This window comes from Streptomyces sp. NPDC031426, assembly GCF_055581585.1.
In genome coordinates this window covers 452,933-468,333 of the sequence record NZ_JBVIJE010000001.1, presented here as the reverse complement: position 1 = coordinate 468,333, position 15,401 = coordinate 452,933, and the positions used below count along the sequence as shown (strand labels likewise).

Genomic DNA, 15,401 nt, shown 5'->3' with positions numbered 1-15,401 from the left:
TGATGGAGTCACCTGCCGCCGGTCCTCATCCGAGCCGGCAGACCACCCGAACTCCTCGATCTGCCCACCGGCACTCCGCTCGGAGTCGGCGGCGTTCCCTTCGAGACGACCACCCCCGACCTGGAGCCCGGTGACCGGCTCGTCCTGTACACCGACGGGCTGGTCGAAACCCGCGATGATCCCATCGACGAGCGCCTCAGCGACCTGCTGCGCCAGTTGTCCCTTCCGTACCGCTCCACGGAGGAGACCTGCGGCCGGCTCCTGCGGCAGCTCCGGCACCCCGCCGGCCACGACGACGTCGCCCTGCTCATCGCCCAAGTACAGACCGGTTGATCGGCGACGGACCGCGGACTGCCGGGTGGCCCGGGGCGTCACACATGCGGCGTGGTCTCTTGGAGCCGGAGGAACAGCGGGGTCGCGGGCGGCAGGCTCCCGTCCACGGGCGTCACCTGCGCCGCGATCCGGGCCGCGGCGTCGGGGATGAAGGGCAGCAGCTCCTCTGCGAGGACACGACACGCCGCAACCAGGGCGGACAGGACCGCGTCGAGGCGTTCGCCCGCAGCGGCATTGCCGTGGCGTTCCGCTCGGGCCAGCTCCCAGGGCCGCGTGACATCGATGCACCGGTTGGCCTCCTCCACGATGTCCCAGGTGGCGCCCGTGGCGCGGCGGAAGTCGAAGTCGGCCAGCGCCGCGTCGATCCGGGCGGGAGCCTTCGCGCACACGTCCAGCAGCGTCGTCACAGTGAACCGGTCGGTGCCGAGCGAGGGCACCGTCCCCCCGCGGTAGCGGTGGACCATGGTCACGATGCGGTGGACGAGGTTGCCGAGGCCCCCGGCGAAGTCCGCGTCGGCACGCGCGATCAGCCGGTCGGGGGTGAAGTCGGCGTCTCCGACGCGGGGCACCTCACGCAACAGCCACCAGCGCACCGCGTCGGTGCCGTACGTGTCGGCGAGGGCGACCGGGTCGACGGTGGTCCCGCCGGATTTGCTGATCTTGCGCCCGTCGACGGTGAGGTAGTCGTGGACGAGGATGTCGTTGGGCAGCGGCAGACCGGCCGACAGCAGCATCGCCGGCCAGTACACGGCGTGAAAGCGCACCACTCCCTTGCCGATCAGATGGGTACGGCGTTCGCTCGTCACCCACCACTGCTCGTAGGCGGGGTCCTCGGCGCCGTAGCCAAGGCTGGTGACGTAGTTGCCCAGCGCGTCCCACCACACGTAGACGACCTGGGTGGGGTCGCCGGGCACAGGGATGCCCCAGCCGCGGGCACGGGTGTGGGAGCGGGAGACGGAGAAGTCGTGCAGGCCTCCCGCGATCAGGGACAGGACCTCGTTGCGGCGGGCGGCGGGTTCGATGCGCGGGGTGCCGCCGGCGATCAGCTCGTGCAGCCGGTCGGCGTAACGGGACAGCCGGAAGAACCAGTTCTCCTCCGCCACGAGCTGCGGCTCGGTGCCGTGCTCGGCGCAGCGCCCGTCGACCAGTTCGGCCTCGGCGTAGAACTGCTCGCAGCCGACGCAGTACAGGCCTTCGTAGTGCTTGCGGTACAGGTCTCCCGCCGCGGCGCACCGGCGCCACAGCCGCTCGACGCCGACGCGGTGGCGCGGGTCGCGGCTGGTACGGATGAAGTCGTCGAGCGACAGCGCGAGCGGGCCCCGCAGGGCGGCGAACGCCTCGGCGTTGCGGTCGACCAGCGACTGTACGTCGATGCCCTCGGCCTCGGCGGCCAGTACGTTCTTGAGGGAGTTGTCGTCCGTCCCGCTCAACAGGCGTACGTCGGCGCCCCGTTGGCGGCGGTGCCGGGCCAGGGTGTCCGCCTGGACGAGTTCCAGGGCGAAGCCCAGGTGCGGGCGCGCGTTGACGTACGGGATCGTCGTGGTGATGTAGTGGCGAGGTGCGGTCATCGGAACCTCCTGTCAGGGAGACGAGGCCCGGTCCGCACAACCACGTCGAGGCCCCGTCCCCGGGGCCTCGGATTCGTCACGCGTCCATGCTCAGCAGCCCCGTCGACGGGGCATCATCCGATGCTGAGGCCAAGGCGTGATCATGAGGCAGATGCTAGCAGCCGGGCCTGCGGGACGGCGTTCGGTTTTCGCCCGGCCACGGCTTGCCTGACGAGGCAGCCCGGACGGTGCGGTGGCCGGCCCTTCAACGGCCGGACACAGGTTCGAGTCCTGCGCCGGGCCGCGCCCATGGACAACGGGAGGCTGTGCGGCGGAGCAGGTCCAGAGCGCACAATGGGTGCATGACCGGTCGCTGGCAGTTCTGGATCGACCGTGGTGGCACCTTCACCGATGTCGTGGCGGTGACACCGGATTCCGAGCTGGTCAGCCGCAAGCTGCTGTCCGAGCAGCCGGAGGCGTACCGGGACGCGGCGGTCGCCGGTATCCGCCAGATGCTGGACCTGGAGGCGGACGAGCCGATTCCGGGCGACCGGATCGAGGTGGTGAAGATGGGCACCACCGTCGCCACCAACGCGCTGCTGACACACACCGGTGAGCCGACCGTCCTGGTCGTCACCCGGGGCTTCAGGGACGCCCTGCGCATCGCCTACCAGAACCGCCCCCGCATCTTCGACCGGCGCATCCTGCTTCCGGAGGCGCTGTACGACCGGGTGATCGAGGTGGAGGAGCGGGTGGGCGCACACGGCGAACTCGTCCGTCCGCTCGACCTGGACGCCGCGCGCGAGGCGCTGGCCGCGGCGTACGCGGACGGATTCCGCAGCGCCGCGGTCGTCTTCCTGCACGGCTACCGCCATTCCGCGCACGAGGCGGCCGTCGCCGAGGCGGCCCGCGCCATCGGCTATCAGCAGGTCAGCTGCTCGCACGAGGTCAGCCCGCTGATCAAGCTGGTACCGCGAGGCGACACGACCGTGGTCGACGCCTACCTCTCCCCCATCCTGCGCCGCTATGTGGACCAGGTGGCCGCCGAGCTGAACGGCGTACGGCTGATGTTCATGCAGTCCGGGGGCGGCCTGCGCGAGGCGGGCCGCTTCCGGGGCAAGGACGCCGTGCTGTCCGGACCGGCGGGTGGGGTCGTGGGCATGGCGCGCGCCGCCACCGGAGCGGGCCACGTCAGGGCGATCGGCTTCGACATGGGCGGCACTTCTACCGATGTGTCCCACTACGCGGGCGAGATCGAACGGGTCCTGGGCACGCAGGTGGCCGGAGTGCGGATGCGGGCGCCGATGACGGACATCCACACCGTCGCCGCGGGCGGTGGCTCGATCCTGCACTTCGACGGGATGCGCTACCGCGTCGGCCCGGACTCGGCCGGCGCCGACCCCGGACCGGTCTGCTACCGGCGCGGCGGTCCGCTGACCGTCACCGACGCCAACGTCATGGTCGGCCGCATCCAACCCGCCTTCTTCCCCCGGGTGTTCGGCAAGGACGGCAACCAGCCGCTGGACGAGGCCGCGGTCCGTGTCCGGTTCACCGAGCTGGCCGAGCAGACCGCCGCAGCGACCGGAAAGCGCCGCAGCCCGGAGGAGGTCGCGGCGGGATTCCTCGACATCGCCGTGCTCAACATCGCGAACGCGGTGAAGAGGATCTCCGTACAGCGCGGCCGCGACATCACCCGCTACGCGCTGGTCGCCTTCGGCGGCGCGGGCGGCCAGCACGCCTGCGCGGTCGCCGACCGGCTCGGCATCGACACCGTTCTGGTCCCGCCGCTCGCCGGAGTGCTGTCCGCGTACGGCATCGGGGTGGCGGACGCGGTCGCGCTGCGCGAAGCCTCGGTCGAGGCCGCCCTCGACCGGCCGGAGACGGCAGCCCGCGTCCAGGCCGTCCGCACGGAGCTGGAGGAACAGGCGCGCACCCAACTGCGCGAGGACGGTGTGCCGGACGCCACCGTCCGCACGGCCGCCCGCGCCCTGCTGCGCTACGAGGGCACCGACTTCTCGCTGCCCGTGCCGCTGGCCCCGGCCGACGACATGCGGGCCCGCTTCGAACACGACCACCGCGACCGCTACGGCTTCACCATGAGCAAGCCGCTGGTCGTCGAGGCCATCGAGGTCGAGGCCACCGGTTCCTCCGGACCGCGCACCGCCACGCCGACCGTCCCGCCGCCGCAGACAGGCGCACTGCAAGCGGCCGACACCGTACGGATGTTCACCGAGGACCGCTGGCAGCCCACCGGGCTGTACCGACGCCGGGACCTGCGCCTCGGTGACAGCGTCGAGGGCCCGGCGATCATCGCCGAGGCGGACGCGACCACCGTCGTCGACCCCGGCTGGCGGGCCGCGGCCGACGAGCACGGCGACCTGGTCCTCACCCGCTCCCGCCCCCGCCCGTCCCGTACGGCCGTCGGCACCACCGTCGACCCGGTGATGCTGGAGGTCTTCAACAACCTGTTCATGTCCATCGCCGAGCAGATGGGTGTACGGCTGGAGAGCACCGCCCACTCGGTCAACATCAAGGAGCGCCTCGACTTCTCCTGCGCACTCTTCGCCCCCGACGGCAGCCTCATCGCCAACGCGCCCCACATCCCCGTACACCTGGGCTCCATGGGCGAGTCCATCAAGGAGGTTCAGCGCCGCAACCAGGGATCGATCCGGCCCGGCGACGTCTACGCCATCAACGACCCGTACCACGGCGGCACCCACCTGCCCGACATCACCGTCGTCACCCCGGTCTTCGACGAGGCGGGCGAACAGCTCCTCTTCCTGGTGGCCTCGCGCGGCCACCACGCCGAGATCGGCGGCATCAGCCCCGGATCCATGCCCGCGTTCAGCACCGTCATCGACGAGGAGGGCGTGCTCTTCGACAACTGGCTGCTGGTACGCGACGGACACTTCCGCGAGGACGAGACCCGCCACCTGCTCACCAGCGCCCGCTTCCCCTCACGCGACCCGGACACCAACCTCGCCGACCTGCGCGCCCAGATCGCCGCCAACGAGAAGGGTATCCACGAACTACGCCGGGTCATCGACCAGTTCGGCCTCGACGTCGTCCACGCCTACATGCGCCACGTCCAGGACAACGCCGAGGAATGCGTACGCCGCATCATCGCCACCCTCGACGACGGCGAGCACCGCTACGAGACCGACAACGGCGCCGTCATCCAGGTCGCCCTGCACATCGACCGCGAACAGCGCAGCGCCCTACTGGACTTCACCGGCACCTCACCCCAGCAGCCCGGCAACCTGAACGCACCCACCTCCGTCGTCATGGCAGCGGTGCTGTACGTCTTCCGCACCCTCGTCGCCGACGACATCCCGCTCAACAGCGGCTGCCTGAAGCCCCTCGACGTCCGCATCCCCGCCGGCTGCATGCTCTCCCCCGCCTATCCGGCCGCCACCGTCGCCGGAAACGTCGAGACCTCCCAGGCCGTCACCGGTGCCCTGTACGCCGTGCTGGGCGCCCAGGCCGAGGGCTCCGGCACGATGAACAACGTCTCCTTCGGCAACGATCGCTTCCAGTACTACGAGACCGTCGCCTCCGGCGCCGGCGCGGGCGAGGACTTCGACGGCGCGGATGCCGTGCAGACCCACATGACCAACTCCCGCCTGACCGACCCCGAGATCCTGGAGTGGCGCTACCCGGTGCGTGTGGAGGAGTTCCGCATCCGCGAGGGCAGCGGCGGCGACGGCCGCCGGCACGGCGGGTGCGGGGTGGAGCGCCGGATCCGATTCGCCGAGCCGATGACGGTCGCGGTCGTCTCCGGTCACCGCCGCGTCCCGCCCTACGGCATGGCCGGCGGCGAACCCGGCGCCCTCGGCGAGAACCTGATCGAACGCGCCGACGGCAGCACCCATCGACTGCGCGGCTGCGACACGGCGGACGTCGCGAGCGGCGATCTCCTGGTGATCCGCACCCCCGGCGGGGGCGGATACGGACCCACCGACGGCATCGCGCCCGCTCAGTGACGATCGGATGCTCGGGACCGCCGCGAGGAGGAGGTTCAGGTCGCCCGCGCGCCCCGGGCCTTTCGGGATCGGAGCGCATGCCGATCACCCGTCTGGCTTATATCGTGAAGCGAAGTGGTCAATCTTCCCAAAAGTGTCGAATCGGCTCACCGGGTCTGCGCCGCGGGTGGGGCTGGAGCCGTGTGCGACCCGTCCGGAGGAGGACGCGATGACGGACGTGGCGAGCAGGCGGGACGCGGGTGAGCGGCCCGTGGCCCCGGAGCGGGTCATGACGCTCACGGTGAACGGACGGTCGTACGCACTGCGCATGGACACGCGGGTCACCTTGCTGGACGCCCTGCGGGAACGGCTGGGCCTGGTGGGTACCAAGAAGGGCTGTGACCAGGGCGCCTGCGGCGCATGCACCGTCCACGTGGACGGCCGCAGGGTGCTGGCCTGTCTGACCCTGGCGGCGCAGGCGGAGGGCCGGGCGATCACCACCATCGAGGGCATCGCCGGCGCCGACGGCCCGCACCCGGTGCAGCAGGCGTTCATGGAGCACGACGCCTTCCAGTGCGGCTTCTGTACGCCGGGGCAGATCATGTCCGCGGTGGCGCTCCTGGCCGAAGGCCGGGCCGGCTCGGACGAGGAGATCCGGGAGTTCATGAGCGGAAATCTGTGCCGGTGCGGTGCCTATCCGAACATCGTCGCCGCGATACGCGAGGCGGCCTCCCGGGGAGGTCGCGATGCGCGCCTTTGACTACGTCAGGGCCACCGACACCCGCGAGGCGGTGCGGTTGCTGGCGGAGGATCCCGCGGCATCCTGCCTCGCAGGCGGCACGACACAGCTCGACCTGATGAAGGACGGAGTGCTGGAGCCGCCGCGGCTGATCGACATCACCCGGCTCCCGCTGCACGGCATCGAACGACGCCGCGAGACCCTCCACGTGGGCGCCCTGGCCACCATGGAGGAACTGGCCGCCGACGCCACGGTGACCGAGCGCCTGCCCATGGTGCGCGAGTCCCTCCTGCTGGGCGCATCGGTGCAGCTGCGCAACATGGCCACCATCGGCGGCAACCTGCTGCAGCGCACCCGCTGCCGCTACTTCCGCGACCCCACGGTCGGCGCATGCAACAAGCGCACGCCGGGTTCCGGCTGTGCCGCGGTGCAGGGCGCGGCACGGATGCACGCCGTGCTCGGCGCGAGCGAGCAGTGCATCGCGCTGCATGCGTCCGACCTGGCCGTCGCCCTGGTGGCGCTCGACGCGGTCGTGCACATCCAGGGGCTGTCGCAGGCCCGCACCGTGCCGCTGACGGACTTCTACCTGACGGCCGACGACAGCCCCCAGCGCGAGAACGTCCTGGAGCACGCCGAGCTGATCACCGAGGTCGAGATCCCGCTCCCGCCGCCGGCCGCCCGGTCGGGCTATCTCAAGGTCCGCGACCGGGCATCGTACGAGTTCGCCCTCGCCTCGGCCGCGGTGCTGCTCGTCGTGGAGGACGGCACGATCCGTCAGGCCCGGGTGGGCCTTGGCGGCGTGGGCACGAAACCCTGGCGGGCCTACGAGGCCGAGCAGGTGCTGACCGGCGCGTGCGCCACGACGGCCACGTTCCAGGACGCGGCCGAGGCGACGATGCACGATGCCTTCACCGTCCCCGGAACCGCGTTCAAGGTCCCGCTCGCCCGGCGCACCCTGGTGCGCGAGCTGCAGACCGTCTCAGGAGTGACCGCATGAGCACCGTGGAAAGCAGGGCGCGGGTCGGCGCGGGCGTCAACCGGGTCGACGGCCCGCGCAAGGTCACCGGCACCGCCCCGTACCCGATGGACTTCAGCGTCCCGGGCCAGGCCTACGGTGCCCTGGTGCAGAGCACCGTCGCCGCGGGCCGGATCGTCCGCATGCACACCGACGCGGCCGAGGGCGCCCCCGGGGTGATCACCGTACTGACCCACGAGAACGTGCCGAAGGTCGGGACGGGCCCAGTGACGGCCCTCGGAGCCTCGCCTCCCGCACCGCTGCGCAACGACCGGATCGTCCACCACGGGCAGCACATCGCCTTCGTGGTGGCCGACACCCCGGAGCAGGCGACCGCCGCGGCGCGGCTGGTGCGGGCCGACTACGACGCCACGGAGCCGCTGCTGGACCTCCAGGACCCGCGGGCCGAACAGCTCGTCGACCCGTGGGGCACGGACACCTCGCGCGGCGACACCGCCGCCGCGCTGGAGTCCGCGGAGGTGACCCTCCGGGCCACGTACACCACGGCGGACAACACCAACAACCCGCTCGGCCTGTTCGCCACCCTGGCCGTGTGGGAGGGCGACACCCTCACCGTCCACGACACCAGCCAGTGGCCGTCGATGGTGCGCACCACCCTGGCCACGGTCTTCGGTATCCCCGAGAGCGCGGTACGGGTCCTGGTCCCCTACGTCGGCGGGGGCTTCGGCGCCGGGCTGCGCGCGTGGCCGCATGTGGTCCTCACCGCGATGGCCGCCCGGATGATCAAGCGACCGGTCAAGCTGGTGCTGACCCGGCCGCAGATGTTCACCTCCATCGGGCACCGGCCCAATGGGGTGCAGTGGCTGAACGTAGGTGCCACGCGCGATGGCGCACTGGTCGCCCTGGACCACCGCAGTCTCAGCTCCCTGAGCATGGAGGACACCGACTACGAGCCGTTCTCGTCGGGAAGCGCCTTCGCCTACCGGTGCCCCCACGTGATCACACAGGACCGGCAGGCCCGGCTCAACATCGCCGTGCCGACGTCCATGCGCGCCCCGGCCGAGGCGCAGGGCAACTTCGCGCTGGAGTCCGCGCTCGATGAGCTGGCCCGCCAACTGCGCATGGATCCCCTGGAGCTGCGGCTGCGCAACCACACCGACGTCGACCCGCGCAACGGGCTGCCCTGGTCCGGCAAGTCGCTGCTGGAGTGCTACGAGGTCGGCGCGCGACGCTTCGGCTGGTTCGACCGCAATCCCGAGCCGTGCTCCATGCGTGACGGCAACTGGCTCGTCGGCTACGGCATGGCGAGCGCCTGGTTCCCCTATTTCGCCCAGCCCTGCGCGGCGCAGGCCACCGTCAACAGGGACGGCAGCGCTCTGGTACGCAGTGCGGCGACAGACATCGGCACCGGCACGTACACCGTCATGGCCCAACTCACCGCAGAGGAGCTGGGCCTGTCCCTGGACCGGGTCCGCTTCGACCTGGGCGACTCCGACATGCCCAACTCGATGATGGCGGGCGGCTCCGGCCTCACCGGCGCGCTGGGCAACGCGGTGCACGACGCCTGCCGGCGACTGGTCCGCTCGTTCGCCGAACTGGCCTGCGCCGACGCCGACTCGCCCCTGTTGGGCTGCTCCCCGGACGACGTGGAGTGCACCGACGGGAGGGTCCATCCCGCGGGCCGCCCCGACCTCGGGGAGCCGTACGCCGACATCCTCGCCCGGCACGGGCTGTCCGAGCTCACGGCGAACGGGAACAGCACGCCGCCGGTCCCCACCGAGCTGGGCATGTCCCTCGCCGGCGCGTACGGCGCGAAGTTCGTGGAGGTCCGGGTCGACGCGGACCTCGGCCTGATCCGGGTGGCGCGGGTGGTCTCCGCGATCGACGGTGGCCGCATCCTCAACGAGAAGACGGCGCGGAGCCAGATCATCGGCGGGACGGTCGGCGGCATCGGCATGGCCCTGTTCGAGGACACGGTCACCGACCCGCGCACCGGGCGCATCGCCAACGGCACGTTCGCCGACTACCTGGTCGCGGTCAACGCCGACGTCCCGGACCTGGACGTGGTCTTCGTCGGCGAGCCGGATCGCGGTACCGCCACCGGCACCAAAGGCGTCGGCGAGGTCGGCCTGGTCGGCATCGCACCCGCGATCGCCAACGCCGTGTACCACGCAACCGGCAAGCGCATCCGCGATCTGCCGATCACACTCGACGCCGTGCTGTGAGCGGCCGTCGAGCACGCGCCAGACGTCGAAGCCGCCCGATCTGCACACACCGCCCTCGGGAACCCACCGCCGGCAGGCGGCCGTCACCGGCCACAGCGACGTCAACGCGATCACCGAACTCGCGATGCTCGCCGACGACGCCGGGTGCCCATTCCCCGTCGTCGCGGCTGACGTGCCTGCAGCAGCCGCCATCACGTGGGGGGGGGCAGTGAGGTTTTCTCAGTGAAGACGATTTCCCGTGCCCGTTGAGAACGAGTGCGGCGCGGGCCATGTCGCCGATTCTGCTGAGGCTGAGGGTGACTTGCTTGAGGGTTCGCCGGCGTTCCTTCAGTTCCGCCGCGGTCCGCTCGCCGCGCGCCCTCACGTGTCTGATCAGCGCATTCGTGGCGCGGGTTCCTCGGTGTACAGCGCAGGCAGCACGTGGATACGGGCCGAGGTGATGTCCGGGGTGGAACCCGGCTCGACGTCGGAGACCCACAACCGGGTGCCGCCCGGCGCGGCCAGGAACTGAGCGCGGCAGAGGTCCAACTCCTCGTGCAGATCAGGAGCTTGGGCGGCCGGCGCCGCCTGGCGGAACGGGCCCAGGGCGCGAGAGCCCCTCGGCGTGCCGATCCCGCGCCGATGGGCGGCCGGCCACCGGGCGAGGAACTCCACGATGTGGCGTGGGACGTCGAGCGCGGCAGTAGGGGACCGACGTGAAGCCGTCTTGCCGGCCGGTTTTTGATGGTGCGGCTGATCCGGTTGAAGAAGTTGGTCAGCGCGATCTCCAGGTTGATCGCGCCGATCTGCCGACCCTGCCAAACTCGCGCTCATGGGCCTTCCGACATCGGTGTGACTCCCTACCGGCGAAGGACGCGCAGACGCGAAGTGGTCCACGGGTCGGTGTCAGTGGGCCGGTTCGCGATGGTCTGCGCCCGGGCGTCCGGCGCTCAGGTGGGCGGTGAGGAAGCGGGCTGCGCGGTCGAGTGCGGCGTCCGCCTCGTCGAGGCGGCCGTAGTGGTGTTGGAAGACGTGAGGGAGGCCGGGGCCGACTTCGAGCGTGACCTCGACGCCGTCGGCGCCCGCGCGGCCGGCCAGCCGGACCGCGTCGTCGAGGAGCACCTCGTTCGCTCCGACCTGCACGAGGAGTGGGGGCAGTCCGGTGAGGTCGGCGAACACCGGACTGGCCAGGGGATGCGCCCTGTCGCCTGCGCCGACGTAGTGATCGGCGTAGGCGCGTACGTCGGCCTCTGTGAAAATGGGGTCGGCGCTCTCCTTGGAACGGATGCTTCCTCCAGTGAGGGTGAGGTCGGCCCAGGGGGAGAAGACGACCACGGCGGCTGGTTGCGGCAGCCCGGCCTCCCGGGCGGCGAGCAGCGTGGCGATGCTCAATCCGCCACCGGCGGAGTCACCGGCCATGACGAGGTCCCGTGGGTCGGTGCCCGACGCCAGCAGCTCGCGGTAGGCCGCGAGCCCGTCGTCGACAGCCGCGGGGAAAAGGTGCTCGGGCGCCAGCCGGTAATCCACCGACGTCGCGCGCAGCCCGGCGCGGCGGGCCAGTTCACCGACCAGCCCTGCGTGGGTGTCCGGTGAGCCGATGACGTATCCGCCACCGTGCAGGTAGAGCAGTCGGCCGCGGCCGGAGGCTTCGGCCGGCTCCAGCTCCAGGGTCGGCCGCCCGCCCAGGACGGTCCTGCGGGTGACCACGCCCTCCGGTGCGGGGCGGGTGACAGCCGCGGTGAAACCGCTGCGCTGCTCCTCGGGAGTGGGCCGTATGTTGCTGCGAGGGGCGGAACGGAGTATGGCGTCCAGGGCGTCGCGCTGCTGTCGGGACATACGGGGCCTCCAGGGGTCGGGGTGCGAGGATGGATTCCTTGGAATCCACCTGCCTGACCCCAACCGGATTCCAAGGAAGATGATTCCCAGGAATCTACTGAAAGGCCAACGTGAGCCATATCACTCCGATCTTCACCGATCTGGTCCGCGTCGAGACCCGGCTCTACAACGCGGTGAGCGCCCGGTTGCGCGCCGAACAAGGGCTGGGGCTGGGACAGTTCGAGCTTTTGGAGATCATCGACCGCGTGCCGGGGTGCCGCGTGCTCGACATCGTCGGCGAACTGGCGATCACCGTGGGGGCCGTCAGCAAGGCGGTCGACCGGCTGGTGGCTGCGGGCTGGTGCCTGCGGGTCGCGCACCCCCAGGACCGCCGCTCGTCCGTCCTCCGCCTCACATCCGCGGGTGAGAAGCAGTTGTCCGCTTCCCGCCCCATTGTCGAAAGCGAGCTCATCTCACTGACCACGGCGGTTCCCCCCGACGACCTGGCCCGCATCGCCTCAGCCCTGGCCATCCTTCGCGCAACCCTCGAAGCGGGCTCCCACGGCCGGCCGGGATGAGGGGAATTCGGGGGCGCCGCGGGAGTTCGCCGCGACGCATCCGCACGGTGGCGATCACCGGCCAGGAAGAGGTTTGGCAGTCTTCATGCCCCACCCCGGGCCGGCGACCGCCGCCGGCACGGCGTCAGCCCAGCGGGTTGGTCGTGTCGCGGAGCATGGTGAGGACGGGGGCGTACATGCGCGTCTTGATGGTTCCCAGAGTGTCGCCCGCCTTGCTCGCGTGGGCCTGGGCAAGTTCGAGGGCGGCAGTGCGCAGGGTGCCCTCGTCCACGGCCTGATCGACGATTCCGGCGGCGGCGGCTTCCTGGCCGCCGAAACGACGGGCGGACACCATGGCGTGCTGGGCCGTTTGCGGGGTCAGCCGGGCCTGGATGAGGGCGGACATGCCCGGCGTGAAGGGGATGTTGATCTCCGCCTCGGGCAGGCACCAGAAGCCCCGGTCGGCGCGCATCAGACGGAAGTCATGGGCCAGGGAGAACATCGCTGCGGCGGCGAACGTGTGTCCCTGCAGCGCGGCCACGGTGATCAGCGGGAGGGACAGGAACCTTGCGAACAGACCGTGGACGGAAATGACGTAGTCCAGGTGCTCGTCGCCGTGCGCAGCGAGCCATTCGAGATCGAGACCGTTGGAGTAGAACTTCCCGCTCGCTGCGGTCACCAGGGCGCAGGGGCCTTCCGACTTCTCCACCTCGTCCAGGGCTGCGTCGACCGAGGCGATCCAGTCGGGGTGGAAGCGGTTCTCCCCGTCACCGAGGTCGAGAACGAAGACGGCGTCGTGGCGGTCGAGCGTGGGCATGGCGGCTCCTTGCCGGCATATCGATGGGGCAGAGCACATGAGTCGGGCGGCGTCGGGGTCTGCTGGGGCCGCAAACCGAGGCGGCGGGCTGTCACCCTCCGGTGCACCGGGCCGGTCGGCGTTCGAGGAAGGAGGCGATGCCTCCGGCGGGCGTCTCTCCGCCGCCGGAGCGGAAGTCAGCTGGGAAGTGCTCGCCGGGCCCGGTGGTGCAGGGTGGCCGCGGCCAGCAGGCCCAGCGCCACGGTCGCGCCGGCAAGGAGGACGCCGGTGAGGGCCGACCCTCCGGGAAGTGCGCTCGCATGGATCCAGCGGATGGCGAAATTGGTGGACGCCGCTATGGGGAAGCTGAAGATCCACAGGCCCGGATGGAACGAGGGCTGGCGCAGCTCGGGGAGGAGGAAGACGACGAGCAGGACGGTGAAGAGCAGGATCCCGGCGAAGCCGTAGCCGACGGCGTCGAAGACGCCCTTGTGAGCGGCGGTCCAGGCGATTCCGCCGGTCGCCGGTGGGATGGTCAGGACGGTGAGGGCCGGGCGGGCGGGACCGGGCAGGGGGCCACCGGTGACGAGGCTGCCGAGGATGACGGTGCCGAAGGCGAGCCAGTACAGCAGCCCCACCGCGAAGGCGGCGTCGGCGACACCGGGCAGCCTGAGCGTGGAGGCGACGGCACTCGCCACGAACGGTGCGGAGGAGACCGGCAGCAGGTAGCCCGGGTGCAGGGCCGTCGCGCTCAGGGCACCAGTGAGCCAGTGGGCGAGCAGGCGTGCGGCGATGAGGGCGGCCACGCTGACGAACACGGCGTAGGCCCATCGTGGGCCTGTGATCCCGTACCGCGAGAAGTGGCCTGCGATCAGCATGCCGATGATGGGCACGTATCCAAGGGTGAAACCATCGCCGGGGTGACGCAGGTCATGGCGCAGGTTGCGCCAGCGGGTGCCGCCGTGGCGCAGGTACTGGGCCAGCAACACCAGCCAGATCAGGCCGCTGACGGTGAACAGGGCGTCGCTGACTTGGGGCGCCACCGGGACGGTGGTCGCCGCCGCCTGCCAGGCTCCGCCGAGGCCGGCGGTGCCGAGGGAGACGGACAGCAGCCTGATCCGTGCGGCGCGGGTCGCATGGGGCACGTTGACGTCGGAGACGATGTCGGCGGCTGGGCGCGCAGGTCCGCTGCCGCGCGGGGCCGTACTGGTGTGCTCTGTCGTGTCGACCATGTCGGTCATGGGGGAACCTCAAGGGGATTGCCGAGGGCGCGGGCCTGGAGCCGCCTGCCCGGCGGCGCAGGCGCAGGTCGTGGCGTGGTCAGGCGTCCATGTCCAGGACGACGCGGAAGCGTGCCTTGCCCGAGAGCATCCGCTCGTAGGCCTCCATCGCCTGGGTGAACGGCATGGTCTCGGTGGAGGGGCGGATGCCGTGGGCGAGGGTGAAGGCGAGGTTGTCCTCGTTCTGGATCGACGATCCGGTCAGGCTGCCGACGATGCGGCGGGTGCCGAAGATCAGGTCGGCCGTGGCCACCGTCAGCGGGTCCGGGGCGGCGCCGACCACGACCAGGCTGCCGCCCGGGGCCAGTCCGCGGACCAGGGGGTTCATGGACGTACCGCTGGATGCGGTGGCGACGATGAGCGATGCGCCGCCCAGGTCGGCAAGCGCCGTGCCGGGGTCGGTGCCGGTGCTGTCGATGTACTCGTGGGCACCCAGTTCCCTGGCGAGCTTCTCCTTCTCCTGGCCGCGGGCGATGGCGGCCACACGGTATCCGAGGCTGCGGGCGTACTGCACGGCCAGGTGCCCCAGCCCGCCGATCCCCTGCACGGCGACCAGGGCACCCGCGCGGGTGGGGGCCTGCTGGAGCGCGGTGAAGGTGGTCAGCCCGGCGCACAGCAGCGGGGCCGCCTCTACGGCGGGCATGCCGTCGGAAAGGCGCACCAGTCCGCTCGCACGGGCGTAGGTCACCTCCGCGTATCCGCCGTCGATGGTGGTGCCCGTCTGCTCCTGGTTGAGGCAGTTGACGAAGTCGCCGCGGCGGCACGGTTCGCACTCCCAGCAGTGCCCGTTCAGGAAGCCGACGCCGACGCGGTCGCCGGGCTGCCAGGCGGCGACGCCCGCGCCCACGGCATCGATCACACCGACGATCTCGTGGCCGGGGACGACGGGGCGTGACGGGTCGGGGCGCAGTCCCTCCACGGCCAGCACGTCGGAGTGGCAGACACCGCACGCCTCCACCTTGAGGCGCACGTGCCCGGGCTCCGGGTCGACCAGCTCGCGCTCGACGAGCCGGAGCTGGTGGACTCCGCTGGCCTCGAATGCTCTGTACGCGGACATGACGCTTCTCCTCGGTGCTGCCTCTGCCGACACGGGGAGGGCCGAGGCTTGGGGCGGGGACCTATTCAATATGACCGGTCACTTTAAACTTGGTCAAGCACGTCCGATGGCCTAGCCGTGGCGAGCGGTCTCCCC

The 15,401-nt window shown here is 71.1% G+C and carries 11 protein-coding genes, 1 tRNA gene and 1 pseudogene; 7 read left to right on the top strand and 6 right to left on the bottom strand.

The window, feature by feature from the left end; translation table 11 throughout:
• Window positions 1-9 precede the first annotated feature (9 nt).
• A pseudogene (locus ACZ5NH_RS02345) lies at window positions 10-333 on the top strand (PP2C family protein-serine/threonine phosphatase); the annotation flags it as partial.
• A gap of 38 nt (window positions 334-371) precedes the next feature.
• Here the strand turns inward: ACZ5NH_RS02345 and ACZ5NH_RS02340 are convergent.
• Entirely contained in the window at window positions 372-1,901 is a 1,530-nt protein-coding gene (locus ACZ5NH_RS02340) for a methionine--tRNA ligase (protein WP_468772534.1), read from the bottom strand.
• 218 nt (window positions 1,902-2,119) lie between these two features.
• Here ACZ5NH_RS02340 and ACZ5NH_RS02335 point away from each other — a divergent pair.
• The 5 genes from ACZ5NH_RS02335 to ACZ5NH_RS02315 all read left to right on the top strand — a co-directional run bounded on the left by ACZ5NH_RS02335 (window position 2,120) and on the right by ACZ5NH_RS02315 (window position 9,782).
• Window positions 2,120-2,184 (top strand) — tRNA-Ser (locus ACZ5NH_RS02335).
• Window positions 2,185-2,242: 58 nt separating this feature from the next.
• Entirely contained in the window at window positions 2,243-5,863 is a 3,621-nt protein-coding gene (locus ACZ5NH_RS02330) for a hydantoinase B/oxoprolinase family protein (protein WP_468772532.1), read from the top strand.
• 208 nt (window positions 5,864-6,071) lie between these two features.
• A complete protein-coding gene (locus ACZ5NH_RS02325; RefSeq protein WP_468772531.1) occupies window positions 6,072-6,602 on the top strand; it encodes a (2Fe-2S)-binding protein in 531 nt (176 codons plus the stop codon).
• On the top strand, window positions 6,589-7,578 hold the full coding sequence (locus ACZ5NH_RS02320; protein ID WP_468772530.1) for an FAD binding domain-containing protein: 990 nt from the start codon (window positions 6,589-6,591) through the stop codon (window positions 7,576-7,578). The genes ACZ5NH_RS02325 and ACZ5NH_RS02320 overlap by 14 nt, the downstream gene beginning before the upstream one ends.
• Window positions 7,575-9,782, top strand: a complete 2,208-nt coding sequence (locus ACZ5NH_RS02315; RefSeq protein ID WP_468772528.1) for a xanthine dehydrogenase family protein molybdopterin-binding subunit — start codon at window positions 7,575-7,577, stop codon at window positions 9,780-9,782. The genes ACZ5NH_RS02320 and ACZ5NH_RS02315 overlap by 4 nt, the downstream gene beginning before the upstream one ends.
• Before the next feature lie 372 nt (window positions 9,783-10,154).
• Here the strand turns inward: ACZ5NH_RS02315 and ACZ5NH_RS02310 are convergent, their stop codons facing one another.
• Together ACZ5NH_RS02310 and ACZ5NH_RS02305 are read right to left on the bottom strand one after the other, a co-directional pair.
• Complete coding sequence (locus tag ACZ5NH_RS02310) at window positions 10,155-10,436, bottom strand: hypothetical protein (RefSeq protein WP_468772526.1); 282 nt, start codon at window positions 10,434-10,436, stop codon at window positions 10,155-10,157.
• 231 nt (window positions 10,437-10,667) lie between these two features.
• Window positions 10,668-11,597: an alpha/beta hydrolase gene (locus ACZ5NH_RS02305; protein WP_468772524.1), complete on the bottom strand. Its 930-nt coding sequence runs from the start codon at window positions 11,595-11,597 to the stop codon at window positions 10,668-10,670.
• A 110-nt stretch (window positions 11,598-11,707) separates the two neighbouring features.
• On the opposite strand from ACZ5NH_RS02305, the gene ACZ5NH_RS02300 reads away from it, so the two are divergent.
• A complete protein-coding gene (locus ACZ5NH_RS02300; protein WP_468772523.1) occupies window positions 11,708-12,154 on the top strand; it encodes a MarR family winged helix-turn-helix transcriptional regulator in 447 nt (148 codons plus the stop codon).
• 124 nt (window positions 12,155-12,278) lie between these two features.
• On the opposite strand, the gene ACZ5NH_RS02295 is transcribed toward ACZ5NH_RS02300, so the two are convergent.
• From ACZ5NH_RS02295 to ACZ5NH_RS02285, 3 genes are all read right to left on the bottom strand, one after another.
• Window positions 12,279-12,950, bottom strand: coding sequence for an enoyl-CoA hydratase-related protein (locus ACZ5NH_RS02295; RefSeq protein ID WP_468772522.1), 672 nt, complete (start codon window positions 12,948-12,950; stop codon window positions 12,279-12,281).
• Between the two features lie 176 nt (window positions 12,951-13,126).
• On the bottom strand, window positions 13,127-14,170 hold the full coding sequence (locus ACZ5NH_RS02290) for a TDT family transporter (protein WP_468772520.1): 1,044 nt from the start codon (window positions 14,168-14,170) through the stop codon (window positions 13,127-13,129).
• A gap of 79 nt (window positions 14,171-14,249) precedes the next feature.
• A complete protein-coding gene (locus ACZ5NH_RS02285) occupies window positions 14,250-15,266 on the bottom strand; it encodes an alcohol dehydrogenase catalytic domain-containing protein (protein WP_468772518.1) in 1,017 nt (338 codons plus the stop codon).
• Window positions 15,267-15,401 lie beyond the last annotated feature (135 nt).